A 23,968-nucleotide genomic window follows, 5' to 3' on the forward strand; every position below is an offset into this window, starting at 1 on the left:
TTTCGGGATCGCTTCCGGGCAAGCCGGACTTCCACCGCCACTTTCCTGAAAAATTACTTGCCCCAAGAGAGCGACCAGCCGGGGGGAGAAGGTCGTCTTTTTTCATCAGAATAAAGAACGGCGCTTCCCGAAAGTACACTTTCATACGCAGTAATAGTGGAGTACCCATGGCGTGCAACCATTTGGGGAGCAGGCGTTATGTCGAAGCGACTGGCAGCGGAATTCTTCGGTACATTCTGGCTCGTCTTCGGAGGCTGCGGTTCGGCCGTTCTTGCAGCAGCCTTTCCGGAGCTTGGCATCGGCTTTGCCGGTGTCGCCCTGGCTTTCGGCCTTACGGTCGTGACCATGGCCTATGCCGTGGGCAGCATATCCGGCGGGCATTTCAACCCGGCGGTTTCCTTCGGCATGGCGATCGGCGGCCGACTGGACTGGAAAGACCTCGTTCCCTACTGGATTTCGCAGGTTCTCGGCGCGATCGTGGCCGCGGGCGCACTTTACGCGATCGCCTCGGGCAAGGCGGGCTGGACGCCCGAAGGCTTTGCGACGAACGGCTATGGCGCGCTTTCGCCCGGTGGCTATGCGCTTCATTCGGCGCTGCTGATCGAAACGATCCTGACGGCGGGCTTCATCATCGTCATCCTCGGGTCGACCTCGAAGATCGCTCCGGCCGGGTTCGGCCCGCTGGCGATTGGCCTGGCGCTGACGCTGATCCACCTCGTGTCGATCCCGGTAACCAATACCTCGGTCAACCCCGCCCGGTCGACCGGGGTGGCGCTCTTCGCCGAAACCGCTGCACTGGGCCAGCTATGGGCCTTCTGGCTGGCGCCGCTGATCGGCGCGGCCATCGGCGCCCTCATCTGGCGCACGCTGCTGGCGCCTAACGAAGGCGCTCTTTAGAATGGATCAACCCTGCTCGCGCGGATGCGCATTGCGGTAGACGTCGAGCAGGGTTGCCGCATCCACCTTGGTATAGATCTGGGTCGAGCCGAGGCTGGCATGGCCGAGCAGTTCCTGGAGACTGCGCAAGTCCGCCCCGGCGCCGAGCAGGTGGGTGGCGAAACTGTGGCGCAGGGCGTGGGGCGTGGCGCTGGCAGGCAGGCCAAGGGAAATGCGGGCACGCGCGACCGCCTTCTGGACCATGCCCTGGGCAAGCGCTCCGCCCTTGGCCCCGCGGAAGATCGAACCGCCCGCTACCATCGGCCATGGACACTTGTGGATGTAGTCTGCCACGCCATCGCGCACGATCGGCAGCAAGGGCACCATGCGCTGCTTGCCGCCCTTGCCGGTCACCATCAGGGTCTCGCCCAGGGGCAGGGCGCTGCCTTCGATCGACAGGGCCTCGGCAATGCGCAGGCCCGCGCCGTAGAGCAGGAGCAGGACCGCGCGGTCCCGCGCGCCGATCCACGGCTCGCGCGCGTCTTCCTCCACCGTGGCGGCGAGATTGACGGCTTCGTCCGGCGTGACCGGGCGCGGCAGGCCTTTCTTGAGGCGCGGCCCCCTGAGCCGCGGCGGCGCGGCATGGGCCACGCCCATCTGTTCCCGGGCGAAGGCGAGGAAGCTCTTCAGTGCGGAAAGTTCGCGCGCGGCCGAAGCGTTGCCGATGCCCTGTTCGCGCCGGTCGGCAAGGTGAAGGCGCAGTTCCGCCGCTTCGAGCCGGGCCAGGGTATTCCAGTCCTCCGCCCCGGTCCGGTCGATCAGGCGGGCAGCGGTTGCGAGATAGGCGCGCAAGGTATGGGGGCTGCGGCGCCGCGCGTTGCCGAGGTGATTGCCCCAGGTTTCGAGCAGGTCCGCCTTGGTCAAGGTTCGACGAGGTCTTCGGGCACGATCTCGCCCAGCAAGCCGTCAAGCAACGGCATTCCCGATTCGGTGACGTGCAGCCGCAAGCCGCTGCGCCGGATCAGCCCCTGCTTCTCGTAGAATGCGGCCTTGGCGGGATCGCAAAGCTGCGCCGCGTCCAGCCCGAACCGCGCGGACATCGCGCCAAGGTCCACGCCTTCGCGCAGGCGCAGGCCCATCAGCATGGCCTCGCTCGCCTGCTCGCGGCGGCCGAGTTCGCGGCTCTCGTTGATGCCGTGCGCGGCGCGGTCGATGGCTTCAAGCCAGTTTTCGGGCTTGCGGTGGCGGGTGGTGGCCACCCCGCCGCGCCGGCCATGAGCGCCCGGGCCGATGCCGCAATAGTCCTGATAGCGCCAGTAGGTCAGGTTATGGCGGCTTTCCTCGCCGGGGCGGGCGTGATTGCTGATCTCGTAGGCGGGCAGGCCGGCGCCAGCGGTCATCTCGCGGGTGAGGGCGAACATGTCGGCGCAGGCATCCTCGTCTAGCGGCTCGAATTCATGCTGGCGAACCATGGTCGCGAACTTGGTGCCCGGCTCGATGGTCAGCTGGTAGAGCGAGAGGTGTCCGGTGCCGAAGGACAGGGCATGGGACAGTTCGGCATGCCACTGGTCCGGCGTCTGGCCGGGGCGGGCGTAGATCAGGTCGAAACTGACGCGCTCAAAGCGTTTCTGTGCCACTTCAAGCGCTTTCAGTCCCTCTTGCGCATCGTGAAGACGGCCAAGAAACCGCAGAGTTGCGTTGTCCAGCGCCTGAAGGCCGAGCGAGACCCGGTTTACACCGGCATCGGCAAGCGCCGCATAATTGCCGGCCTCGACGGAGGAAGGATTGCCTTCCAGCGTGATCTCGATCCCATCCGCGAAACCCCAGAGTTTCTGCGCCTCGTCAAGCAGCCGCGCAACGAGGGCAGGGGGCATCAGCGAGGGCGTGCCCCCGCCGAAGAAGATCGAATCGAGCGGTTCCCCGCCTGCCACCCCATGCTCATGCCGCATGTCGGCCAGCAGCCCCGCCTCCCAGCGCGCGATCTCGACCCGCTCGCGGACATGGCTGTTGAAGTCGCAGTAGGGACACTTTGCGAGGCAGAACGGCCAGTGGATGTACAGCGCGCGGGCCATGATCGGCAGATTAGCTCGGGAACTGCTCCGCGACCAGCTTGGCGAAAGCATCGGCGCGGTGGCTGATCTCGTGCTTTTTTTCAGGCGCGATTTCGGCAAAGGTGTGGTCGAGGCCGTCCGGCACGAAGCAGGGGTCGTAGCCGAAACCCATCTTGCCGCGCGGAGGCCACGTGAAAGTCCCGTTGGAGCGGCCTTCGTAGACCGCTTCATCGCCGTTCGGCCAAGCGATCGCGAGGACGCAGGAGAACCAGCATGAACGGTCGGCTTCAGGGCCCTGTTCGCAAAGGAGGCCTTCAACCTTGCCCATCGCCATGAACCAGTCGCGGCCGGGTTCGCCTTCGAACCACTGCCGTTCGGCCCAGTCGGCGGTGTAGACGCCGGGCTTTCCGCCCAGCGCCGTTACCGACATGCCGCTATCGTCAGCCAGCGCAGGAAGCTGCGCGGCTTTCGCGGCGGCATGGGCCTTGAGCAGTGCGTTCTCGACGAACGTCGTGCCGGTCTCCTCGGGCTCGGGCAGGCCGAGTTCGCCGGCGGAAACGCACTCGATCCCGTAAGGGGCGAGCAGGGCGCCGATTTCCCTCAGCTTGCCCGCATTGTGCGTGGCAATGACGAGGCGTTCGCCCTGGAGACGGCGATTGCTCAACGGCCGACTGCCTTGGCCTGGGCGGCGAAGATCTGGTCGCAGCCGATGCGGGCGAGGCGAAGCAGGCGCAGGAGGCCTTCCTCGTCATAAGTCGCGCCTTCGGCAGTGGCCTGTGCCTCGGCGATCTTGCCGCCCTCGATCAGCACGAAGTTGGCGTCGGCATCGGCTGCGCTGTCCTCGATATAGTCGAGATCGAGCACCGGGGTGCCGTTGCAGATGCCGCAGGAAATGGCGGCAACACGGGCCTGGATCGGGTCTTCCTTGATCTTGCCGTCCGCCATCAGCTTGTCGACGGCAAGACGCAGCGCAACCCACGCGCCCGAGATCGAGGCGGTGCGGGTGCCGCCGTCCGCCTGAAGCACGTCGCAGTCGAGCACGATCTGGCGCTCGCCGAGCTTCTTCATGTCGACCACGGCGCGAAGGCTGCGGCCGATGAGGCGCTGGATTTCCTGCGTGCGGCCGGACTGCTTGCCCTTGGCCGCTTCGCGGCTACCGCGGGTATGCGTTGCGCGGGGCAGCATCGAATATTCGGCCGTTACCCAGCCTTCGCCCTTGCCGCGAAGGAACGGCGGGACCTTTTCCTCGACGGAGGCGGTGACGAGGACGCGGGTATCACCGAAGGAAATCAGCACCGAACCTTCGGCGTGCTTGGTGAAACCGGTCTGGATATCGATGGTGCGCATCTCGTCGGGCGTACGGCCGGAAGGTCGCATGGAGGTTCCTTTGGTCTAGTTCGGATCGTCGATTACCCGCGCCCCCTAGAGCATTTTCAAGTCAGGTGGAAACACCTGACGGTTCGGAAAATGCGACAAACCGTAATCTTGCATTTTCAAGTCAGGTGGAAACACCTGACGGCTCGGAAAATGCGACAATCGGGAAACAGGCTGCGCATTGTGCTTGAGGCTGCAATCCCAATCCCTAGATTGGCAAGCACATGCCCACGACGCCCATCAATGAGCTGACCGCCCGCGCGCGGGAGATTTTCCGCCTCGTCGTGGAGGGCTATCTGGCGACCGGAACCCCGGTCGGATCCAAGGTATTGGCGGGGCCGGGCGGGGTGCAGTTGTCTTCGGCGTCGATCCGCTCGGTCCTGGCAGACCTCGAATCGCTTGGACTTCTGGCCGCGCCGCACACCAGCGCCGGACGCCTGCCGACCGAGGCCGGGCTTCGGTTGTTCGTGGACGGCATCATGCAGGTGGCCGAGCCCACCGCCGAGGAGCGCATGGCTATCGAGAGCCGAATCGCCGCACCCGGCCCGATCGAGGCCGCGCTCGAAGCGACCAGTTCCCTGTTGTCGAACCTCACTTCCGGTGCGGGCGTCGTGATGGTGCCGCGCCGCGAGCCGCGCCTGATGCACTTGCAACTCGTTCCGCTGGCTGCGGGGCGAGCGCTGGCAGTACTGGTGGGAGAAGATGGCGCTGTAGAAAACCGCATCGTCGAATTTCCCGCGATATTGCCTCCGGGCGCTTTGGAGGAAGCTTCGAACTACATTTCGTCGCACCTCGCTGGCCGTACGCTGAGCGAGGCCGCAAGGGCGATGCGCGCCGATATCGCCACCGGCAAATCCGCCCTGGATTCGGCGAGCCGCGATCTCGTGGAGCGGGGGCTTGCGGTGTGGAGCGAGGATGCCATGGCGCGCCCGGTGCTGATCGTGCGCGGACAGGCCAACCTTCTCGACGAGACCGCGCTGGTCGATCTCGAACGGGTGCGTTCGTTGCTTGACGATCTCGAGAACAAGCAATCCGTGGCCGAACTCCTCGACCTTGCCCGCGAAGCCGAATCGACCCGTATCTTCATCGGTTCCGAGAACCGTCTTTTCGCTCTGTCGGGCTCGTCCGTGATCGCCTCGCCTTATCGCGACCGCGAAGGCCGCGTGGTGGGCGTCGTGGGGGTAATCGGGCCGACTCGGTTGAATTATGCGCGCGTCGTCCCCATGGTGGACTTCACTGCCCAGAGCCTGGGCAAGCTCATCGGATAGTTGGAACAACAGAATAATGACTGACGACAAGACCCAGCCGCCAGAGGGTCAGACTGTAGATCCCGCGATCGCGGAAGAACTGAAGGGCGTGCCCGAAGACATGATCGACAGTGGTAAGGACAGCGGTGAAATCGCGAAGCTTCGCGAGGAAATCGAAGTCGCCAAGCAGGACGCGCTTTATGCGCGCGCCGAGACCCAGAACGTGCGTCGCCGTCTCGAAAAGGACATTGCGGACACGCGCGCCTATGCGGCGACCGGTTTTGCCCGCGATATCCTTTCGGTTGCGGACAATCTGACGCGGGCGCTCTCGGCGATCCCGGCCGAACTGCGCGAGGACGAGAAGCTGAAGAGCCTCGTCGCCGGTATCGAGGCCACTGGCCGGGAGATCGAAAAGGTGTTCACGAACCACGGCATCAGCCGCATCGCGGCGATGGGCCTGCCGCTAGACCCCAACCAGCATCAGGCGATGATCGAGATTCCCTCGGCCGACGCGGAACCCGGCACTGTCGTGCAGGAGCTTCAGGCGGGCTACATGATCAAGGATCGCCTCCTGCGCCCGGCCATGGTCGCCGTCGCAAAGAAGCCTGACTGATCCCTTCGCGCCCCGCCTGCCGTCAAGTCCCGCAGGGACGAACGGGGGCGGGGCGTCGATGTTTGACGGGGCGACATGGAACCCGTCCGCGCCGGAGCCGTTGAGCAGGTAGACAAACCTGACTTTCAGCGGAGAGATTCTATGCGCAAGCTCATACTTCCTATCCTCGCCGCCGGGGCATTCAGCATCGCCGGTTGCGCCAGCAACTACGCCGGCGAAGGCGCCCTTGCCGGTGGCGCTCTCGGCGCGGGTGTCGGTGCCATTACCGGCGGCGACGTTGGCACCGGCGCGGCCATCGGTGCAGCGGCAGGCGCTGTTGCGGGCTCGACAGCAAAGAAGCACGATGGTTGCTACCGCTACGACCGCCGCGGGAACCGTTATTGGGACCGCGATTGCTGAAAACTTGGGGTCATCCAACGAAAAGAGGCGCGCGGAACGTTCCGCGCGCTCTTTTCGTTGGCACACTTTTGGTTTCGGGCTCAGGCAGAAAACGGAAGAATTCCGCAATAGCTGGCCAGTGGCGGCGCGCCCGGAATTTGCCAGCCTCGTTCGAGCATGAAGACATGGCGCACGATTTCCGCCTGCTGTTCGATCCCGTACCTGGCGAGCGTCCAGCCCGGTCGCAGCGCATAATCGTAGCGGCAGAAGGGGTGGCGCATCAGTGGAAGATACCATCGACCTCGTTGTTGCGCCTGCCAGACATGCGTGATTTCGTGAATGAAGAGGCCCTGCATCCCAATCGGCGCGTCTGAAAAATCATCGCGATAGAGGTCCGAGGCGCCGGCGAAATGGATATGGCCGCAAGGCGCCATCGCCACATTGGCGGGCTGGAAAGGAAACCACCGCCGGCGCCGGATGCGCACGGGCCTGCAGTCCACCGCTTCTCCGAATATCGAGCGCACTAGCGCCGTTTCGCCGGCGGTCAGCTTGCGCTCTCCTCCGGGTGGGCAGGGGCTGCCCGGGAGGGCGAGTGGAAGGCACGCGATCAGTGGTTCATCCCCGGCATGTCTCCACCTCCGGGCATGTCCCCGCCCATCGTTTCCACCCGCAAGGGCATCGACAGCTTGTCTCCATCGGAGAAGGTGAGGGTGAGTTCAGCGGTTCCGCTGGATTTCACGCTTTCGCCGATGTCGAACGCCATGACGTGAAGGCCGCCGGGTGCAAATTCGACCTGTGCGCCGGGTGCGATTTCGAGCGAATCGACAGCCGCCATGCTTCCGCCGTCCGTCTTGTGCATCTGGGCGTTGCCTGCCCCCGTGACGTGTACGCCGATAAGCTTCACGGCGGCCGGACCATCGTTGCGCACAGAGAAGTAGACCGCGCCCGGGCGGCCGCTTACCACGGGAAGGACCAGGTGCCCGTCGCTTGCGCTGATGCCCGGCTTTGCCGTTGGGCCGACAGCGCCTTCAGCCGACTGTGTGGCGGTTTCCTGCGACGTTGGGGCTTCGCCCTGCTGGCAGGCGGCGAGCACGAAAAGCAGGGCGGGGGCACTGGCAAGGGTCAGCAAACGAAGCGGCTTCACGGCAGGTCGATCCTCTCGGGCAGGCTCATGACGGGGCACTGAAAATTTCCCCGGCGTAATGCCATCGAGACAGACTTGTTCCAAGCGAAACCACACCTATATGCGGGTGCGACGACTTGAACGTCATCGAGCCGTGCAAGCCGCCTTGCCTTATGGAGGGAGGCGATCCGCATGGTGTCATCCACTGACGTGAGGAATGGGGATAATGGCAAAAGTAATTGGTATCGACCTTGGCACCACCAACAGCTGCGTCGCCGTCATGGACGGCGGCAAGCCCAAGGTAATCGAAAATTCAGAAGGCGCCCGCACGACGCCCTCGATCGTCGCTTTCACCAAGGATGGTGAGCGCCTGATCGGGCAGCCGGCAAAGCGCCAGGCCGTGACCAACGGCGACAACACGATTTTTGCGGTAAAGCGCCTCATCGGCCGCCGCTTCGACGATCCGGTGACCAAGAAGGACACCGAGCTGGTTCCGTACCACATCGTCAAGGGCAAGAACGGTGACGCCTGGGTGCAGGCCGGCGGCGAAGACTACAGCCCGTCGCAGATCTCGGCCTTCACTCTGCAGAAGATGAAGGAAACCGCCGAATCGTACCTCGGCGAGACCGTGACGCAGGCCGTCATCACCGTGCCCGCGTACTTCAACGACGCACAGCGCCAGGCGACCAAGGACGCCGGCCAGATCGCTGGTCTGGAAGTACTGCGCATCATCAACGAACCGACCGCGGCCGCACTGGCCTACGGCCTCGACAAGCAGGACGGCAAGACCATCGCCGTTTATGACCTTGGCGGCGGTACCTTCGACGTTTCGATCCTCGAAATCGGCGACGGCGTGTTCGAAGTGAAGTCGACCAATGGCGACACGTTCCTGGGCGGTGAAGACTTCGACACCAAGCTGGTTGAATGGCTGGCCGACAAGTTCAAGGCCAAGGAAGGCATGGACCTGCGCAGCGACAAGCTCGCCCTGCAGCGCCTGAAGGAAGCGGCCGAGAAGGCGAAGATCGAACTGTCGTCCACCGCGACGACCGAGGTCAACCTGCCCTTCATCACCGCACGCATGGAAGGCGGTGCCACCACCCCGCTGCATCTCGTCGAAACCGTCACCCGCGCCGATCTTGAAAAGATGGTTGCGGACCTGATCCAGCGCACGCTGGAACCCTGCCGCAAGGCGATCGCCGATGCCGGTCTTTCGGCCAAGGACATCGACGACGTCGTGCTCGTGGGCGGCATGACCCGCATGCCCAAGGTGCGCGAAGTCGTGAAGGACTTCTTCGGCAAGGATCCGCATACCGGCGTGAACCCGGACGAAGTGGTCGCCATGGGCGCCGCGATCCAGGCCGGCGTGCTTCAGGGCGACGTCAAGGACGTGCTGCTGCTGGACGTCACCCCGCTGTCGCTGGGTATCGAGACGCTGGGCGGCATCATGACCAAGATGATCGACCGTAACACGACGATCCCGACCAAGAAGAGCCAGGTCTACTCGACCGCCGAGGACAACCAGCAGGCGGTGACCATCCGCGTGTTCCAGGGCGAGCGCGAGATGGCGCAGGACAACAAGATGCTCGGCCAGTTCGACCTGGTGGGCATTCCGGCCGCGCGCCGGGGCGTGCCGCAGATCGAAGTCACTTTCGACATCGACGCCAACGGCATCGTCAACGTTTCGGCCAAGGACAAGGGCACTGGCAAGGAGCAGCAGATCCGCATCCAGGCATCGGGCGGTCTGTCGGACAACGACATCGACCAGATGGTCAAGGATGCCGAGAAGTTCGCCGAAGAGGACAAGAAGCGTCGCGAGGCCGCCGAGGCCAAGAACAACGCCGACAGCCTCGTCCATGCGACCGAGCAGCAGATCGTCGAACATGGCGACAAGATCGACGCCGGCCTGAAGGCGGAAGTCGAAGCGGCCATCGCCGCGACCAAGGCCGCGATCGAAGGCGGTGAGCCCGCCGAGATCACTGCCAAGTCGCAGGCTCTGACCGAAGTCGCGATGAAGATGGGTCAGGCCATCTACGAGAAGGAGCAGGCCTCTGCCGCTTCTCCGGAAGCCGCTCCGGCCGGTGGTGACGACGATGTCGTCGACGCCGAATTCTCGGAAGTCGATGAAAACAAGGGCTGATCGGTCCTCATGACAAGCGTGGCCGCCATCGTTACCGGACGTAACGGTGGCGGCCAGGTCGCACGCGGGGAATAACGAGACGTGTCAGCTACCGAAATCGACTATTACGAACTGCTTGAAGTAGAGCGCAGCGCCGACGACAAGACTATCAAGTCGTCATATCGCCGGCTCGCGATGCGCTATCATCCCGACAAGAATCCGGGGTGCGACGATTCCGAAGCGCGCTTCAAGCAGATCAGCGAGGCATACGATTGCCTCAAGGACCCCCAGAAGCGGGCTGCCTACGACCGTTATGGTCATGCGGCGTTCCAGCAGGGAATGGGCGGTGGCGGTCATGCCGGTGGCGCCGAGTTCGGCGACATCGGAGACATCTTCGAATCCATCTTCGGCAGTGCCTTCGGTGGCGGCGGTCGGCAGCAGGCGCGTCGCGGCGCCGATCTGCGCTATGACATGGAAGTCAGCCTCGACGAGGCGTTCCATGGCAAGCAGACCGAAATCACCATCGAAGTGTCGCAGGGCTGTGAGCCTTGCGGCGGTTCTGGCGCCGAACCGGGCACAGGCAAGCGCGCGTGCAACATGTGCGCGGGCCACGGCAAGGTTCGTGCCCAGCAGGGCTTCTTCGTGGTGGAGCGCACTTGCCCGACCTGTCACGGCCGGGGCGAAGTGATCGAGAAGCCATGCCGCTCCTGCGGCGGTGAAGGGCGCGTGGACAAGCCGCAGACCTTGCAGGTCGACATCCCGCCAGGGGTCGATTCGGGCACGCGCATTCGCTTGTCCGGCAAAGGCGAGGCCGGGCCTTTCAGCGCGCCTCCCGGCGATCTCTACATCTTCCTGCACGTCAAGCGTCACCGGGTGTTCGAGCGAGACGGTACGACACTGCTCACACGCGTACCGATCACCTTCACTACGGCAGCACTTGGTGGGTCGATCGAGATTCCGAACATCGACGGTGATCCGATCACGATCGATATTCCCGCGGGCATCCAGTCAGGCAAGCAACTGCGCAAGCGCGGCGCAGGCATGCCGGTGCTTCAGGGGCGCGGCCGCGGCGATCTCGTCGTCGAGATCAGCGTGGAAACACCGACCAAGCTCTCCGCTCGCCAGAAGGAATTGCTGCGCGAGCTTCAGGCAACCGAAACCGGTGATGAATGCCCGCAGTCCAAGGGCTTCTTCGACCGGATCAAGGAAGCCTGGAACGATCTGACCGAATGACGTTCATATCGTCTCCCGGACCTCTTCCGGGACGACGATGTGGTTCCTCTAGCCGCCCCGCAAAACATCGTCGCGAAGGTCGCGGAGCAGCGCCGGATCGGCGGTCAACCTGTTCTCTTCCTCATCAAGCACTGCCAGGAAGGCGTTCCGCTTGAATGCGGCCATTTCGCCCTGTGAGAGTGCATGTTCGCCTTCGAGCGAGGAGGCGATCAGGTCGACCATACGCTCCGCACCGTGGAGCCTCCCCCACAAGTAGTCGTTCTCGCGGTAGGCGCGGCTGAAAAAGGCGCCGAAGTTGTAGAATTCCGTTCCGCGCAGCACCGGCCCCTTGCGGATCATGTGGCAATCCTCGGGCGAGATGCGGTCGACGCGAACCGGGTCGAACTCGGTAAGCCCTTCGCCGCGCAGCAGCGGCAGGGTTACAGTATCGTAGAACGGGAATCCCAGATAGGCGAGCAGCACGCGCCGGCGCAGAGCCTGGGGCATGTCGGCCAGTGCCTCGGCCAGCATGACATCTACCCGTGCATCGATCTCGACCAGGTTTCGAGCTTTCCAGACGTGATCGACCACGGCTGCAGGGTCCGCAAAGACACCGGCGGCCAGTGCTGGAAAATCTTCTCCCAGTGCAGCGGCGGGCTCACGGTCGAGATAGAGCGCAAGCGCGGCGTAAATCGCTTCGCGCGCCTTGTCCCGCTCGGCCTCGGTCACGCTGGCTTCCTGCTGCCATTCCTGCGTGACGCGGCGTGCCAGAAGCCGCAGGCGGCGCACCCTGAAGGCGAGATCGTGACTGCGGAAAAACCCGATCATTCCCGGAGAACCGTCTCCCTTGAGGCCTTCGATCCGATCCAGCCCGCTGAGCGTGAAATGATCGTGCAGACGCTGGACGACAGGTTGGCTGGACGACAGGCCAAGGTCGGGCGCCGCCTCGTGAACCAGTCGCGCCAATGTCGCGACAATGCCCGAGAACTTGACCTGAACGTAGCCGTGATAGGCGAAACCGGCCTGTTCGAGCGGCGAGTTGTGCCTTGTTCCGCCACGCCGCGAGCCGCTTCGGGGTGGGCCGGTCTAGGAAGAAGGTATTGCCGAACAGGCGATCTACCGTTTCCTCGATTTCGGGCCGCAGGGCGAGGATGATGGTGCGCATCGTCGCCATCTCCTGTGACTGGCGTTCGAGCGCCTCGAGATTGTCGCGGATAGGCTGTTCGCGCGGAATCGAGGAAAGCGAGCCGAAGATCGTCGAGAAAAAACCGGGCGCTGTCTTTTGTCGGCGTATCGAGGCGCCGATACGGTCCGGCGTGGGATCTATGTAGACGAAGCGCCGGTCCACTTCTCGCGTTGCCGGACGATCGCGCAGCACGGCCATGGCATCGGCGAACGGTGCATTGTTAAGTACGGAGCCGTCGATCAGTGCGACCTTGTCGAGATCTCCGCGCAGGCTGTGCTCCGGCATGATGCGACGGAAGAACGCCTCGCGATCCGGCCACTCAAGGCTCAGTTCGGACACGAGATTGTCGATTTCCTCGATCTGCAGAGGCGGGAAGGCACCGGGAAAGCTAGCGGTCGAACGGGAGGCTAGCAGGAGCTCCGGCATGGGGGCGAGATTTGCCGAGCCCGACAATGCCTCGAACCCGATAGTCAGTCGGTGTTCGCTTTCCAGCACCAGTTCGGGGGAATGGAGCCTCAGGGTTTCGAGGTGGCCCTTGAAGTCGGTGGCGGTGACGAACAAATTGATCGGGTGTCCGTGTGGAAGGAGCGCAGGTCCCGCGTTTGCGCGTTCCATCGCCGAAAAAGCGCCCGCCAGCAATCGTGACAGGCCGATACCGCTGAAGGGGGGCTCGAACCAGCGCGATCGGATCAGGCGCGAGAGTTTCTCGCGTACTTCTTCCCGTGTTTCCGGCGCTACGCTGGTGCTCACCGCGTTGCCGGGGCGGTGCAACAGGTAGGATACGATCGGTCTGGCCCAGAACTTGGTCGCCTGCGACCGTGCGCGCGCTTCGGGATCGAGCAGCACATCGATATCGGCATTTTCCAGCCACAGTTCGGTCAGCGGCTCGAGCGACTGGCCTGAATGGATCGCCTGGGAAAGGAACACGCTGTTGATCCCGCCCGCGCTCGCGCCGGCGACGATATCCGTCAGCACCCGTAGTCGCAGGTTGCTGCCTTCTTCCAGCCGCTGCAGCAATCGTCGGTAGACGCGGGCCGTTCCTTCGGGAGCTTCTTCGCCCGCCCAGAACGCGCGGCTTGCCTGAAGGGTCTTCCACAACTCCTTGGTAACGCCGTGCATGTAGACGGCCAGACTGATACCACCGTAGCAGACCAGCGCGATCCGCAGTTCCTTTTGCCGCATGGCTCCATGTTGGCGGCATATTGGAAGAAAGGCAATTGCGTTCTCATTCCGTTCCAGATACCCGGAACCTCATGGCAAAGCCCAAACGTCGATATGTCTGCCAGTCCTGCGGGGAAGTTTCCAGCCGCTGGCAAGGCCAATGCGCCGATTGCGGCGAGTGGAACACATTGGTCGAGGATGCGCCGCAAACGGTGTTTTCGTCCAAGCATGATCTGTCTTCGGGCGGCCGTCCGATCCAGTTCACGCCGCTCGATGCCCCCGGCGAACTGCCCAAACGCCGCGCGAGTGGATATGCGGAATTCGACAGGGCTCTGGGCGGAGGTCTTGTCCCGGGCTCCGCCATCCTGATGGGCGGCGATCCGGGCATCGGCAAGTCGACGCTGTTGCTTCAGGCTTCCGCGCATATCGCAAACTCGGGTGGCAGCGTCGTTTATGTAAGCGGTGAAGAGGCGGCAGGGCAGGTTCGGCTGCGGGCGGAGCGGCTTGGGCTATCGAAATCTCCGATCCTGCTGGCTTCGGCAACCTCGGTACGGGACATTCTCACCACGCTGGGCATGATGGATGCACCGGCCCTGCTGGTCATCGATTCGATCCAGACCATGCATTCCGACTCGATAGAGGGCGCTCCCGGCACAGTCAGCCAGGTGCGCGGCTGCGCGTTCGAATTGATCCGGTACGCCAAGGAAAACGACGTCACGCTTGTGCTGGTCGGTCACGTTACCAAGGATGGTTCAATCGCCGGTCCGCGCGTCCTTGAGCACATGGTCGACGTGGTAATGAGCTTCGAGGGTGAGCGTAGCCATCAGTATCGGATCCTGCGCAGCCTGAAGAACCGGTTCGGCCCGGTCGATGAGATCGGGGTCTTTGCCATGGAAGGGGCGGGTCTGACCGAAGTCGGCAATCCTTCCATGTTGTTCCTGTCCGGTCGCGATCAGGAAATGCCCGGGAGCGCGGTTTTCGCTGCCATGGAAGGCACGCGGCCTGTGCTGGTCGAAATCCAGGCGCTGATCGTGCGACTCCAGAGCGGGGCGACTCCGCGGCGTGCGGTAGTGGGGTGGGATTCGGGACGCATGGCGATGCTGCTTGCGGTTCTGGAAGCGCGCTGCGGGCTCAACTTCTCCAGTGCCGAAGTCTATCTGAACGTCGCCGGCGGCTATCGGCTTGCCGATCCTGCCGCCGATCTGGCCGTGGCTGCGGCGCTTGTTTCGGCACTGGGCGATCGCCCGCTACCGAAGAATGCCGTCTGGTTCGGCGAGGTTTCGCTGGCAGGAGAAATCCGGCCGGTTTCCCATTCATCTATCCGTCAGCGCGAATCGGCCAAGCTCGGATTCGGGCGCGCGATAGGTCCGGCAGGTGGTGCAAAAGCGGAATCCGCCAAGGACATCGACTTCACCGGACTTGCGATGCTGCCCAATCTCGTTGACCGTATCCTGGGGGATGCCTAGTTCGTAGCTTATGACCGGTTTCGATATTGCTGTTCTGGTGTTTGTCGGCGTGGGGGCCGCCACCGGGTTTCTTCGTGGTTTCGTGCAAGAGATACTGGCGCTGGGCGCCTGGGTCTTTGCGGTGTTTGCCATCCGCGCTTTCCATGAACCGGTGTCGCTCCTGCTCGAGCCTTATTCCGGCACGGGATCGGCGACACTCGTCCTGGCATTCGCGCTTCTGCTGCTGGTTCCGTTCTTTGCCGTAAAGCTGATTGCAGGCTGGGCAGGCAAGCGGAGCCGCGCGTCGGTGCTTGGCCCGATCGATCGCGTGCTGGGTTTCGGTTTCGGGGCGGTGAAGGGCATGATTATCGTGGTTCTCGCGTTTTCGGTGCTGGTGCTCGGTTATGACACGATCTGGGGTGCAGGCGGCCGGCCGGACTGGATAAAGCAGGCGCGAACCTATCCGTTCGTCAACGCGAGTAGCGAAGCGCTCGTCAAGATGATTGCCGAACGCCGACACGAAGCCGCAGCAAGCGAAGCGGCAGACAATTGATGTCGACGGCAGTGCTCTATACGCCAGAAGTCCTGGGGCTAGCCGTTCAATTGGCGGGCCACCCCTGGGACGAAGCACTGCGCTGAAGGCAGAGGCGCGCTCGCAAAGCTGCGGCAGCACGATCGCGCTGGGTCTCGACCTGGACGCTGAAGGCAGGATCGTGCACGTGGGGGTCCGCAGCCAGGCCTGCGCGATCGGACAGGCTGCCGCTGCAATTTTTTCAGACGCTGCAATCGGCCGGACTTCTGCACAAGTGCATGATGCGGCTGCGAAAATTACACGGTGGTTGGCGGGTGAGGAAGGTCTTCCCGATTGGCCCGGCTTTGTTTTGATCGCTGCTGCGCGTGATTATCCGGCGCGCCATGGTGCGGTCATGCTCCCTTGGAAGGCGGCGACGCAGGTTCTTCCCATCGGCTGAAAGCGCGGTTAGATCGCGTTGACGGATCTCGAAATCGGGACCGGCGGGGGAAGATCGAAATGGCAGAGGTAGCACCTGGGAAACCGGTTCAGCCGAGCGTGTCCGACATCAGGCTGGTTATAGCCGCGTCCTCGATGGGCACGGTTTTCGAGTGGTACGATTTTTTCATTTACGGCACGCTTGCTGCGGTTATCGGCAAGACCTTCTTTCCTTCCGGCAATGCGACTTTGGAGACCCTGTTGGTCTGGGCCGGCTTCGCCGTGGGCTTCGGGTTCCGGCCGCTTGGCGCGATCCTGTTCGGATATCTCGGCGACAAGTTGGGTCGCAAGTACACGTTTCTCGTGACGGTGACACTGATGGGCGTGGCGACAGCCGGCGTGGGCCTTATTCCCTCCGCCGATGCCATAGGCTGGGCGGCTCCTGCGATTATTCTGGTGCTCCGCGTGCTGCAGGGGCTCGCACTCGGCGGGGAATATGGGGGCGCCGCGATCTACGTGTCCGAGCATTCGCCGCCGAACAGGCGCGGGTTCTACACCGGCTTCATTCAGGCCAGCGTCGTCGGAGGTTTCGTGCTGAGTCTGATCGTGGTGCTTGGCTGTAAATCGGTCATGAGCCCAGCCCTATGGGAGGCGTGGGGCTGGCGCCTGCCATTCATCCTCAGCCTCGCATTACTGGCGATATCGCTCTGGATGCGCCTCAAGCTATCGGAAAGCCCGGTCTTCAAGGCGATGCGGGCGCAGGGCGAAATTTCTGGTAACCCCTTTATCGAAAGTCTCACTTACCCCGGTAACAGGAAGCGGATTTTCATCGCTCTCTTCGGGATCGCCGCCGGACTGACCGTGATCTGGTATACCGCGATGTTCTCCGCTCTGAGCTTCCTCAAGGGAGCCATGCGCATGGAGGACAGACCGGCGGAACTGATCGTCGGTGCGTCCGCGGCGCTGGGCATGGTCTTCTTCGTGATATTCGGCAGCCTGTCTGACCGTATCGGTCGCAGGAAGCCGATCATATGGGGCTATGCCCTGACCTTGCTCCTGCTGTTTCCCGCTTTCTGGCTGATCGGGGGGCATTCCAATCCCCAGCTTGCGCATGCGGCTCGGGAGTCGCCGGTCTTCGTTGTCGGGCCTGACTGCAGCTACAATCCCTTCGATATCGAGCAGAAGTCGAAATGCGGGAAATTGCTTGGAGATCTCGCCGGAGCGGGCGTGGCCTATCGCCTGTCCGCCGCGCCGGAGCTTGTCTTGCAGGTCGGCGGCAAGGCGCTTCAGCTCGAAACCTATCCGTGGGGCGACAGGAAAGGCCGAGGCGCTGTCCTGCAGGGATGGCTGCGCGAGGCGGGCTACGATTTCGCCAAAGTCACGCCGGGCGCGCGAGATGCCCTGACGATCGGAGTTGTGCTGATCGTGCTGATGGCCTTGTCCGGTGCCACTTACGGTCCGGTAGCGGCCCTGCTTTCGGAAATGTTTCCGCCGCGCATCCGGTACAGTTCGATGTCCATCCCCTATCACATCGGGACGGGCTACTTTGGCGGTTTCCTTCCGCTGATTTCCAGCTACATGGTCGCGAGCAGCGGCAACCCCTATCAGGGTCTCTGGTATACGTGGGGTGTTGTCGCGATGGCCCTCGTCGTCTCGCTGTGGGGGCTGCGAGGCGGCCCTCCGTGCGATTATGGTGACGATGCTTCCTGAAGTTCCTGCTTCCGCCCTCCGCCTCTCCTTTGATGAGGAGGCCCTGAAATCAAACTGGCAAGCGCTGGACCGCCTTTCGGGAAGTGCACGGGCAGGGGCGGCGGTGAAGGCCAACGGTTATGGTCTTGGCGCGCGCGAAGTCGTGCCGGTCCTGCGGGAGGCTGGTTGCCAGGATTTCTTCGTAGCGCATTGGGGTGAAGCCGCCGAGCTGCTCGACTGTATCGGCTCTGCCGGTCTTTCCGTTCTGCACGGCCCGCTTAGTGCAGGGGATGCCGCCTTCGCCCGTGCAACAGGAACGGTTCCGGTGATCAATTCGATTGCGCAGGCCCGGCGCTGGATCGAATGCGGCGGTGGGCGTTGCCATTTGATGGTGGACACCGGGATGAACCGTCTCGGCGTTTCGCTCTCCGAACTGGGTGACGAGGCGGTCGAAGCGCTGGATGTCGACATCGTGCTATCGCATCTCGCTTCGGCCGAGGAAGAAAGCGATCTTAACGAACGGCAGCGGCTTCGCTGGCAGCAGGCGCTCGGACAAGTGCGTCATGAACGCGCCAGCCTTGCCAACAGCGCCGGGATTGCCCTTGGCAGCGCTTACCACGGCGATATCACGCGGCCGGGAATCGCGCTTTACGGCGGCGTGCCCCGGGCTGAGATGGCGGACGATCTCAGGCAGGTGGTCCGTCCGGAAGCGGCCATCCTTCAGGTGCGTTCAGTTTCCGCTGGAGAAACGATCGGCTATAATGCTACGTATGGGGTTACCTGCCCCATGCGCGTGGGAACCGTCGCGCTGGGTTATGCCGACGGCTATCTGCGGTGCTGGTCGGACAGGGGTGTGTTCCGCGCCGGGGGACACGTATTGCCAGTGCTCGGCAGGGTCAGCATGGACATGACCGTAATCGATCTGACCCATGCTCCTGAACTGGGAGAGGGCGATTGGGTCTCCGCAGACTATGCACTTCCCGTGGCTGCTGCAAAGACGGGATTGTCGCAATACGAACTGCTCACGCTTTTGGGGCGCAGGTTCGGTCGCTAACGCGATTAACCCGGAGTTTTGCTGCGCAGCAATTTGTGTTGCGTTGCGACAACACCGGGTGGTAACATGTTGTCATTCTGGACTGGGGATTGGCAATGGCTGAAACGGCGTCGCAGGACGACAACACGGTAATCATAAAAAAGTACGCAAACCGTCGTCTCTACAATACACGTTCCTCGAGCTACATCACGCTCGATCATCTTGCGAAGATGACCCGTGAAGGTGTCGATTACAAAGTGCTCGATGCCAAGAGCGGTACCGACATTACGCACACGATCCTCACGCAGATCATCATGGAGGAGGAATCCAACGGAGAGCAGATGCTTCCGGTGAATTTCCTTCGCGAACTTATCAGCATGTACGGCAATTCGATGCAGTCGCTGGTTCCGCACTATCTCGAAGCTTCGATGGACAACTTCCGGGCCAATCAGACGAAGCTCCACAAGGCTTTCGAGGACAGCCTCGGCAACAACCCGTTGGCGAAGCTGGCCGAACAGAACATGGCGATGTTCAAGGCCGCCGCCGCCGCGTTCATGCCGGGAGCGGAAAAGCCTGAACCCAAAGCCCCTCCAGCCGGAGAGGCAGGCGATCTTTCGGCACTGCGCGATCAGATGGCCGAAATCCAGAAGAGGCTTGACGCGCTGGGCAAATAAGGGTCTGCGCATGGTCCTTCGCGGCGCGAACAAGGCGCCGCGAATTGCCTTGAATGCAACGGATGGTCCGTCGCATCGCAGATCAGGAAGAAGCAATCGTGTCCGCCATTCGTCACGCCCTCTCGACCAAGCGCGAGGACGACTTCGCCCAGTGGTATCAGGAAGTCATTTCCGAGGCCGAAATGGCCGAGGAATCGGGCGTTCGCGGATGCATGGTGATCAAGCCGTGGGGCTACGGTATCTGGGAGCGCATCCAGCGCCTGATGGATGACCGCATCAAGGCTGCCGGCGTCACGAACTGCTACTTCCCGCTGTTCATTCCGCTTTCGTACTTCGCCAAGGAAGCCGAGCACGTCGAAGGCTTTGCGAAGGAAATGGCGATTGTCACTCACCATCGCCTCGTCGGTGACGGCAAGGGCGGCCTTGTGCCCGATCCCGAAGCGAAGCTGGAAGAACCGCTGATTGTCCGCCCGACTTCGGAGACGGTGATCGGCGCTGCCATGGCGCGTTGGGTGCAGTCCTGGCGCGACCTGCCGCTCATGGTCAACCAGTGGGCCAACGTCGTACGCTGGGAAATGCGCACCCGCATGTTCCTGCGGACGAGCGAATTCCTTTGGCAGGAAGGGCACACTGCCCACGCCGACCGTGACGATGCCATGATCGAGACGCTGCGTGCGCTCGAGATGTATCGCGACTTTGCCGAGAACGAGCTGGCCATGCCGGTGATCGCGGGCGAAAAGCCTGAGAATGAACGCTTCCCCGGCGCGGTCGCGACTTACTCGATCGAAGCCATGATGCAGGATGGCAAGGCGCTTCAGGCGGGCACCTCGCACTACCTGGGGACGGGCTTCGCCGAAGCGGCAGGCATTCAGTATCAGGACAAGGAAGGCACCCAGCAGTACGCGCATACGACGAGCTGGGGCACTTCCACGCGCATGGTCGGCGGTGTCATCATGACGCACGGCGACGATGATGGTCTTCGCGTGCCGCCGATGATCGCGCCGCACCAGATCGTCATCCTGCCGATGCTGCGCGACAACGACGAAGACGCAGCATTGCTCGCTTACTGCGAGGAACTCCGCAAGGCGCTCGTCACGCAATTCGCACTTGGGGAACCGCTGCGCGTCCTGCTCGACAAGCGTCCGGGCAAGGCGACCCAGAAGCGTTGGGCCTGGGTCAAGAAGGGCGTTCCGCTCATCCTCGAGATCGGCGGCCGCGATGCTGCCGGCGGGCAGGTCTCGATGCTGCGCCGCGACAAGCTCTGGAACGAGGCGGCCAAGGCTAACTTTGCTGCCATGGCGAAGGAAGATTTCATCGCCCGCGCGGCCACAGAGATCGAGGATATCCAGACCTCGCTCTTCGCCGAGGCGAAGGGCAAGCTCGATGCGAACATCTCGCGCGCTGCGAGCTTCGACGAACTTGCTTCCTTCTTCTCGGAAGGCAAGCGTTATCCGGGCTGGGTCGAGGTCGAATGGTCGCGGCCGACCGGTGCCGAACTCGAAGCCGTGGTGCAGAAGCTGAAGGCGCTGAAGCTCACCATCCGCAACACCCCGCTGGACGCTGCGCCGGTCACCGGCCCTTGCGTATTCTCCGGAGAGCCGGCGGTCGAGCGGATCTACGTCGCAAGGTCCTACTGATCTGAAGGGGAAGAGGGCGTGCTGGGATCGATCAAGTACAACCTGTCGAACCTGTTGAACTTCAGGGGACGTGATGCCCGCCAGACGTTCTGGCTCTACGTCCTCTTCCTCGTCGTCATCCAGTATCTCGTCGCATGGTCATGGCCATGCCGATGATGGGTGGAATGATGAAAGGCGCTTTCAGTCGCCGCTCAACAAGGTGCCACTGCGGCCGACATGCAGGTCCGCCTGATGGCCCAGATGGCCGGTTACATGAGGACGTCGATGACGGTGTCCTCCATCGTTTCGGTTCTGGCCGGCCTCCTGCTGATGGCCGCTTTCGCCCGCCGCCTGCACGATTCCGGGAGGCCGGGCTGGATATCGGTTCTGACTTTCCTGCTCTCACTCTCTTCGAAGGCGATTGTCTGGTCGAAAATGAACGAGATCGTTTCGACTATGCGCACCGTTTCGCCGGAGAATTTTGAAACGGCATTCGCGATGCAATCGAAATTGGTGGGCGCCAGCCTGCTCGGTTACGCGGCCATTTTGCTTGTCATCGTGTTCGGCGTATGGCCTTCCAGCCCAGGGACCAATCGCTACGGACCTCCGCCGGTTCGCGTCTGACCTCTTGCCAACCCGGATATCCGGCGTGACAAGCGCGTACATGAACAAGCTTCTGGCCGCGACTGCGCTTTCCGCCTCGATCATTTACGCCATCCCCGCTTCAGCCGGTGATTCGGCCGAAGTTTCCGAAGGCCGGATGCGCGCCGATGTGGAAAAACTGGTGTCCTTCGGCACCCGCCACACGCTTTCATCGGATACCGACCCAAAGCGCGGGATCGGCGCGGCCCGGCGCTGGGCCGCCGACGAGCTCCGCAAAACCTCCAAGGCTTGTGGCGGTTGCCTCGAAGTCACCATGCCGGAAGCCATTGTGAGCGGTACGCGCATTCCGACGCCAGTCAGGATGGTGGACGTGGTTGCGATACAGCGCGGTACCGAACGGCCCAATGAAGTGGTGATCGTCCAGGCTCATATCGACAGCCGCGTGACCGATGTGATGGATATCAAGAGCGATGCACCGGGTGCCAATGACGATGCTTCAGGCACCTCGCTCGTTCTCGAGGCCGCCCGCGTGCTGTCCAGGCGAAAGTTTCCGACCACGATCGTCTACGCCGCCTTCTGGGCGAGGAGCAGGGGCTATATGGCGGCAAGCTGCTGGCGGATTACGCCAGAAAACAGGGCTGGACTGTCAAGGCCGTCTTCAACAACGATATCGTCGGCGGCACCCATGGTTCCGACGGTCTCGTCGACGATCGGCATGTGCGCGTGTTTTCCGAAGGGCCGCGTGCTGACGCAACGGACAAGACACGCGCTGATGCCCGCCGTTTTGGTGGTGAAAACGATAGTCCCGGCCGCAATATCTCTCGCTACATTGCCGCTCTGGCAGGAGGCGTTCAGGATGATCTCGCGGTTCGGCAGGTCTGGCGCGCCGACCGTATGGGGCGCGGCGGCGATCAGCTTCCGTTCCTGGAGCAGGGAAATCCGGCAGTGAGATTCTCGGTCGCGATCGAGGATTATGACCATCAGCATCAAGACCTGCGCACCGAAAACGGCGTGAAGTTCGGCGATACCATCGATGAGATGGATTTCCCCTATCTCGCCAAGGTCACGCGCCTCAACATCGCAGGTCTGGCTGCGCTCGCCAGCGCACCCATGCCACCGGAGCCGGTGGCGGACGCCGCGGTCAAGACCTGGACCGACGTGACCTGGAAGGCAGTGGCGGGGGCTGCCGGCTATTCGGTATGGCGCCGACGCACCGATGCGCCGGAATGGGAAGCGCAGCCGTTGGTGGCGAAGACTTCGCAAACCAGCGTGAAGCTTGAAGGACTGCGCGGCGACGACTGGATACTCGGCGTAAGATCGATCGCGGCGGACGGCAGTGCCAGTCCGATTGCAGCCGCCGTTCCGGGCGGGGGTTTTACTCCGCTTGCGCAATTGCCTTGAGGCGGATGTTTCAGGCATTGCCGACGGAAGATCCGATGCGTCCAATTCGGTTGCTAATGCCTGCAATCGGGAGTGTGCTGACCGAGGATGGTGCATTCTCGGTTCGCAGCTCGCGGATAGGCTTGTTATGCAGCAGTGATGCGGGAAATTCGGGCTGAAGGGGATCTGGATGACAATCGCAAGGCCGGGGCACAACCCGGGATATATCGCAACAACTTGCCATTATCGCTTGCCAAAGCGTGGGAATATCTGGACGGCGCCGTTATCCAAGGGAAACGGTAAGCGATCATGGGCCTGACACAACATTTCGACCTGTTGCATGCCTTGGCCGGTATGCTGGTGGGTATTTTGGTGGGGCTGACCGGGGTTGGCGGAGGCTCGCTCATGACGCCGCTGCTGGTGCTTCTGTTCGGCGTCAGTCCGCAGACAGCGGTAGGCACCGACCTGTTGTTCGCCGCGGTGACCAAGATCGCCGGTTCCGCGGTTCACGGCAAGCGCAACACCGTCGACTGGACGATCGTGCGCCGCATGGCTTGCGGCAGCGTGCCGGCAGCCATCGTAACTCTCGGTTTCCTGTCGTACTTCGGCAAGATCGGCAATTCCACCGAACATCTCATCATGATCTCGCTGGCGGTCCTCCTCGGCCTGACGGCGGTGGCGGTTGTCTGTCGGAAATGGCTGCTCAAGTTCGCGCATGACATTAATCCGGACCAGCCCCGCTCTCGGGTCGTGGGAGGGACGGTGCTGCTCGGAGCGGCAATCGGCGTTGCGGTATCGATTTCGTCGGTAGGAGCGGGCGCGATCGGCATGACCGTGCTGCTCATGCTCTATCCCAAGCTGCCCGTCGCCCGCATCGTCGGCTCCGATATTGCCCATGCCGTGCCGCTGGCTCTTATCGCCGGCGTGGGGCACTGGTTTATCGGTGATGTGGACTTCGGACTTCTGGCGGTATTGCTGCTGGGATCGATCCCCGGGGTCATTCTTGGAAGCTACCTCTCGTCCCATGCGCCGGACAGGATTCTCCAGCCTCTTCTGGCCTGCGTTCTCGCCGTTTCCTCCTGGCAACTGTTCCTGAAGGCCAATTCGGCAGACAAGGCGCTGCCAACGCCGGCAACAGCCCATGCCGCGACAATCGAGGGTGAAATTCCTGAACAGCACCCGTGATGACGGCGCCGCAATGATGCGGCGCCATTGCAATAAGCCCTGAACGGGCGCATGGCG

The 23,968-nt window shown here is 62.8% G+C and carries 22 protein-coding genes and 2 pseudogenes; 17 read left to right on the plus strand and 7 right to left on the minus strand.

Going from position 1 to position 23,968, the window contains the following annotated elements:
• Window positions 1-198: 198 nt before the first annotated feature.
• Window positions 199-897, plus strand: coding sequence for an aquaporin Z (aqpZ, locus tag ADT71_RS17700; RefSeq protein WP_054438899.1), 699 nt, complete (start codon window positions 199-201; stop codon window positions 895-897).
• 6 nt (window positions 898-903) lie between these two features.
• Here the strand turns inward: aqpZ and ADT71_RS17705 are convergent, their stop codons facing one another.
• From ADT71_RS17705 to rph, 4 genes are read right to left on the minus strand one after another with little or no spacing between them, the layout of a single operon-like run.
• Complete coding sequence (locus tag ADT71_RS17705) at window positions 904-1,800, minus strand: tyrosine recombinase XerC (RefSeq protein WP_054438900.1); 897 nt, start codon at window positions 1,798-1,800, stop codon at window positions 904-906.
• Window positions 1,797-2,948: a radical SAM family heme chaperone HemW gene (gene hemW / locus ADT71_RS17710; protein ID WP_054438902.1), complete on the minus strand. Its 1,152-nt coding sequence runs from the start codon at window positions 2,946-2,948 to the stop codon at window positions 1,797-1,799. The genes ADT71_RS17705 and hemW overlap by 4 nt, the downstream gene beginning before the upstream one ends.
• Window positions 2,949-2,958: 10 nt before the next feature.
• A complete protein-coding gene (rdgB, locus tag ADT71_RS17715; RefSeq protein WP_054438904.1) occupies window positions 2,959-3,591 on the minus strand; it encodes an RdgB/HAM1 family non-canonical purine NTP pyrophosphatase in 633 nt (210 codons plus the stop codon).
• On the minus strand, window positions 3,588-4,304 hold the full coding sequence (gene rph, locus ADT71_RS17720; RefSeq protein ID WP_054438906.1) for a ribonuclease PH: 717 nt from the start codon (window positions 4,302-4,304) through the stop codon (window positions 3,588-3,590). Before rph ends, rdgB begins: the two co-directional genes overlap by 4 nt.
• Before the next feature lie 221 nt (window positions 4,305-4,525).
• On the opposite strand from rph, the gene hrcA reads away from it, so the two are divergent.
• The 3 genes from hrcA to ADT71_RS17735 all read left to right on the plus strand — a co-directional run bounded on the left by hrcA (window position 4,526) and on the right by ADT71_RS17735 (window position 6,560).
• Complete coding sequence (gene hrcA, locus ADT71_RS17725; RefSeq protein ID WP_054438908.1) at window positions 4,526-5,569, plus strand: heat-inducible transcriptional repressor HrcA; 1,044 nt, start codon at window positions 4,526-4,528, stop codon at window positions 5,567-5,569.
• Window positions 5,570-5,585: 16 nt separating this feature from the next.
• Window positions 5,586-6,161, plus strand: a complete 576-nt coding sequence (gene grpE, locus ADT71_RS17730) for a nucleotide exchange factor GrpE (RefSeq protein WP_054438910.1) — start codon at window positions 5,586-5,588, stop codon at window positions 6,159-6,161.
• A gap of 141 nt (window positions 6,162-6,302) precedes the next feature.
• Window positions 6,303-6,560: a YMGG-like glycine zipper-containing protein gene (locus ADT71_RS17735; RefSeq protein WP_054438912.1), complete on the plus strand. Its 258-nt coding sequence runs from the start codon at window positions 6,303-6,305 to the stop codon at window positions 6,558-6,560.
• Between the two features lie 80 nt (window positions 6,561-6,640).
• On the opposite strand, the gene ADT71_RS17740 is transcribed toward ADT71_RS17735, so the two are convergent.
• Both ADT71_RS17740 and ADT71_RS17745 read right to left on the minus strand, forming a co-directional pair.
• Window positions 6,641-7,147: a hypothetical protein gene (locus ADT71_RS17740; protein ID WP_054438914.1), complete on the minus strand. Its 507-nt coding sequence runs from the start codon at window positions 7,145-7,147 to the stop codon at window positions 6,641-6,643.
• Entirely contained in the window at window positions 7,147-7,683 is a 537-nt protein-coding gene (locus ADT71_RS17745; protein ID WP_054438916.1) for a copper chaperone PCu(A)C, read from the minus strand. Before ADT71_RS17745 ends, ADT71_RS17740 begins: the two co-directional genes overlap by 1 nt.
• 205 nt (window positions 7,684-7,888) lie before the next feature.
• Here ADT71_RS17745 and dnaK point away from each other — a divergent pair, with 205 nt between their 5' ends.
• Together dnaK and dnaJ are read left to right on the plus strand one after the other, a co-directional pair.
• On the plus strand, window positions 7,889-9,799 hold the full coding sequence (gene dnaK / locus ADT71_RS17750; RefSeq protein WP_054438918.1) for a molecular chaperone DnaK: 1,911 nt from the start codon (window positions 7,889-7,891) through the stop codon (window positions 9,797-9,799).
• An 81-nt stretch (window positions 9,800-9,880) separates the two neighbouring features.
• Window positions 9,881-11,011 (plus strand): molecular chaperone DnaJ, encoded by a 1,131-nt coding sequence (gene dnaJ, locus ADT71_RS17755; RefSeq protein WP_054438920.1) that lies wholly within the window; start codon window positions 9,881-9,883, stop codon window positions 11,009-11,011.
• Window positions 11,012-11,059: 48 nt separating this feature from the next.
• Here the strand turns inward: dnaJ and ADT71_RS17760 are convergent.
• Window positions 11,060-13,358: pseudogene (locus tag ADT71_RS17760) on the minus strand (patatin-like protein).
• Between the two features lie 71 nt (window positions 13,359-13,429).
• Here ADT71_RS17760 and radA point away from each other — a divergent pair.
• The 11 genes and pseudogenes from radA (at window position 13,430) to ADT71_RS17805 (ending at window position 23,911) form a co-directional block, all read left to right on the plus strand.
• Window positions 13,430-14,803, plus strand: a complete 1,374-nt coding sequence (radA, locus tag ADT71_RS17765; protein WP_054438921.1) for a DNA repair protein RadA — start codon at window positions 13,430-13,432, stop codon at window positions 14,801-14,803.
• A gap of 10 nt (window positions 14,804-14,813) precedes the next feature.
• Window positions 14,814-15,335 (plus strand): CvpA family protein, encoded by a 522-nt coding sequence (locus tag ADT71_RS17770; RefSeq protein ID WP_054438923.1) that lies wholly within the window; start codon window positions 14,814-14,816, stop codon window positions 15,333-15,335.
• 166 nt (window positions 15,336-15,501) lie between these two features.
• Window positions 15,502-15,753 (plus strand): hypothetical protein, encoded by a 252-nt coding sequence (locus tag ADT71_RS35865; protein ID WP_369818298.1) that lies wholly within the window; start codon window positions 15,502-15,504, stop codon window positions 15,751-15,753.
• 59 nt (window positions 15,754-15,812) lie between these two features.
• Window positions 15,813-17,441 (plus strand): MFS transporter, encoded by a 1,629-nt coding sequence (locus ADT71_RS17775; RefSeq protein ID WP_054438926.1) that lies wholly within the window; start codon window positions 15,813-15,815, stop codon window positions 17,439-17,441.
• Window positions 17,431-18,474, plus strand: coding sequence for an alanine racemase (gene alr / locus ADT71_RS17780; RefSeq protein ID WP_054438928.1), 1,044 nt, complete (start codon window positions 17,431-17,433; stop codon window positions 18,472-18,474). Before ADT71_RS17775 ends, alr begins: the two co-directional genes overlap by 11 nt.
• A gap of 95 nt (window positions 18,475-18,569) precedes the next feature.
• On the plus strand, window positions 18,570-19,127 hold the full coding sequence (phaR, locus tag ADT71_RS17785) for a polyhydroxyalkanoate synthesis repressor PhaR (protein WP_054438930.1): 558 nt from the start codon (window positions 18,570-18,572) through the stop codon (window positions 19,125-19,127).
• A gap of 53 nt (window positions 19,128-19,180) precedes the next feature.
• A complete protein-coding gene (gene proS, locus ADT71_RS17790; RefSeq protein WP_369818299.1) occupies window positions 19,181-20,764 on the plus strand; it encodes a proline--tRNA ligase in 1,584 nt (527 codons plus the stop codon).
• Window positions 20,765-20,782: 18 nt separating this feature from the next.
• Window positions 20,783-20,920, plus strand: coding sequence for a hypothetical protein (locus tag ADT71_RS31480; protein ID WP_156336659.1), 138 nt, complete (start codon window positions 20,783-20,785; stop codon window positions 20,918-20,920).
• 96 nt (window positions 20,921-21,016) lie between these two features.
• Window positions 21,017-21,367: a DUF805 domain-containing protein gene (locus ADT71_RS17795; RefSeq protein ID WP_369818303.1), complete on the plus strand. Its 351-nt coding sequence runs from the start codon at window positions 21,017-21,019 to the stop codon at window positions 21,365-21,367.
• A gap of 40 nt (window positions 21,368-21,407) precedes the next feature.
• A pseudogene (locus ADT71_RS17800) lies at window positions 21,408-22,747 on the plus strand (M28 family peptidase).
• A gap of 288 nt (window positions 22,748-23,035) precedes the next feature.
• A complete protein-coding gene (locus tag ADT71_RS17805; protein WP_054438935.1) occupies window positions 23,036-23,911 on the plus strand; it encodes a sulfite exporter TauE/SafE family protein in 876 nt (291 codons plus the stop codon).
• Window positions 23,912-23,968 lie beyond the last annotated feature (57 nt).

The sequence above is a fragment of the Novosphingobium sp. ST904 genome (assembly GCF_001298105.1).
Lineage (GTDB): Bacteria > Pseudomonadota > Alphaproteobacteria > Sphingomonadales > Sphingomonadaceae > Novosphingobium.

Bases quoted from the DNA above. Each gene is read 5' to 3' on its own strand.
- aqpZ (WP_054438899.1), top strand. From the start codon at position 199: ATGTCGAAGCGACTGGCAGCGGAATTCTTCGGTACATTCTGGCTCGTC.
- hemW (WP_054438902.1), bottom strand. From the start codon at position 2,948: ATGGCCCGCGCGCTGTACATCCACTGGCCGTTCTGCCTCGCAAAGTGT.
- rph (WP_054438906.1), bottom strand. From the start codon at position 4,304: ATGCGACCTTCCGGCCGTACGCCCGACGAGATGCGCACCATCGATATC.
- hrcA (WP_054438908.1), top strand. From the start codon at position 4,526: ATGCCCACGACGCCCATCAATGAGCTGACCGCCCGCGCGCGGGAGATT.
- grpE (WP_054438910.1), top strand. From the start codon at position 5,586: ATGACTGACGACAAGACCCAGCCGCCAGAGGGTCAGACTGTAGATCCC.
- ADT71_RS17735 (WP_054438912.1), top strand. From the start codon at position 6,303: ATGCGCAAGCTCATACTTCCTATCCTCGCCGCCGGGGCATTCAGCATC.
- dnaK (WP_054438918.1), top strand. From the start codon at position 7,889: ATGGCAAAAGTAATTGGTATCGACCTTGGCACCACCAACAGCTGCGTC.
- radA (WP_054438921.1), top strand. From the start codon at position 13,430: ATGGCAAAGCCCAAACGTCGATATGTCTGCCAGTCCTGCGGGGAAGTT.
- ADT71_RS17770 (WP_054438923.1), top strand. From the start codon at position 14,814: ATGACCGGTTTCGATATTGCTGTTCTGGTGTTTGTCGGCGTGGGGGCC.
- ADT71_RS17775 (WP_054438926.1), top strand. From the start codon at position 15,813: ATGGCAGAGGTAGCACCTGGGAAACCGGTTCAGCCGAGCGTGTCCGAC.
- alr (WP_054438928.1), top strand. From the start codon at position 17,431: ATGCTTCCTGAAGTTCCTGCTTCCGCCCTCCGCCTCTCCTTTGATGAG.
- phaR (WP_054438930.1), top strand. From the start codon at position 18,570: ATGGCTGAAACGGCGTCGCAGGACGACAACACGGTAATCATAAAAAAG.
- proS (WP_369818299.1), top strand. From the start codon at position 19,181: ATGCAACGGATGGTCCGTCGCATCGCAGATCAGGAAGAAGCAATCGTG.
- ADT71_RS17795 (WP_369818303.1), top strand. From the start codon at position 21,017: ATGAGGACGTCGATGACGGTGTCCTCCATCGTTTCGGTTCTGGCCGGC.
- ADT71_RS17805 (WP_054438935.1), top strand. From the start codon at position 23,036: ATGGGCCTGACACAACATTTCGACCTGTTGCATGCCTTGGCCGGTATG.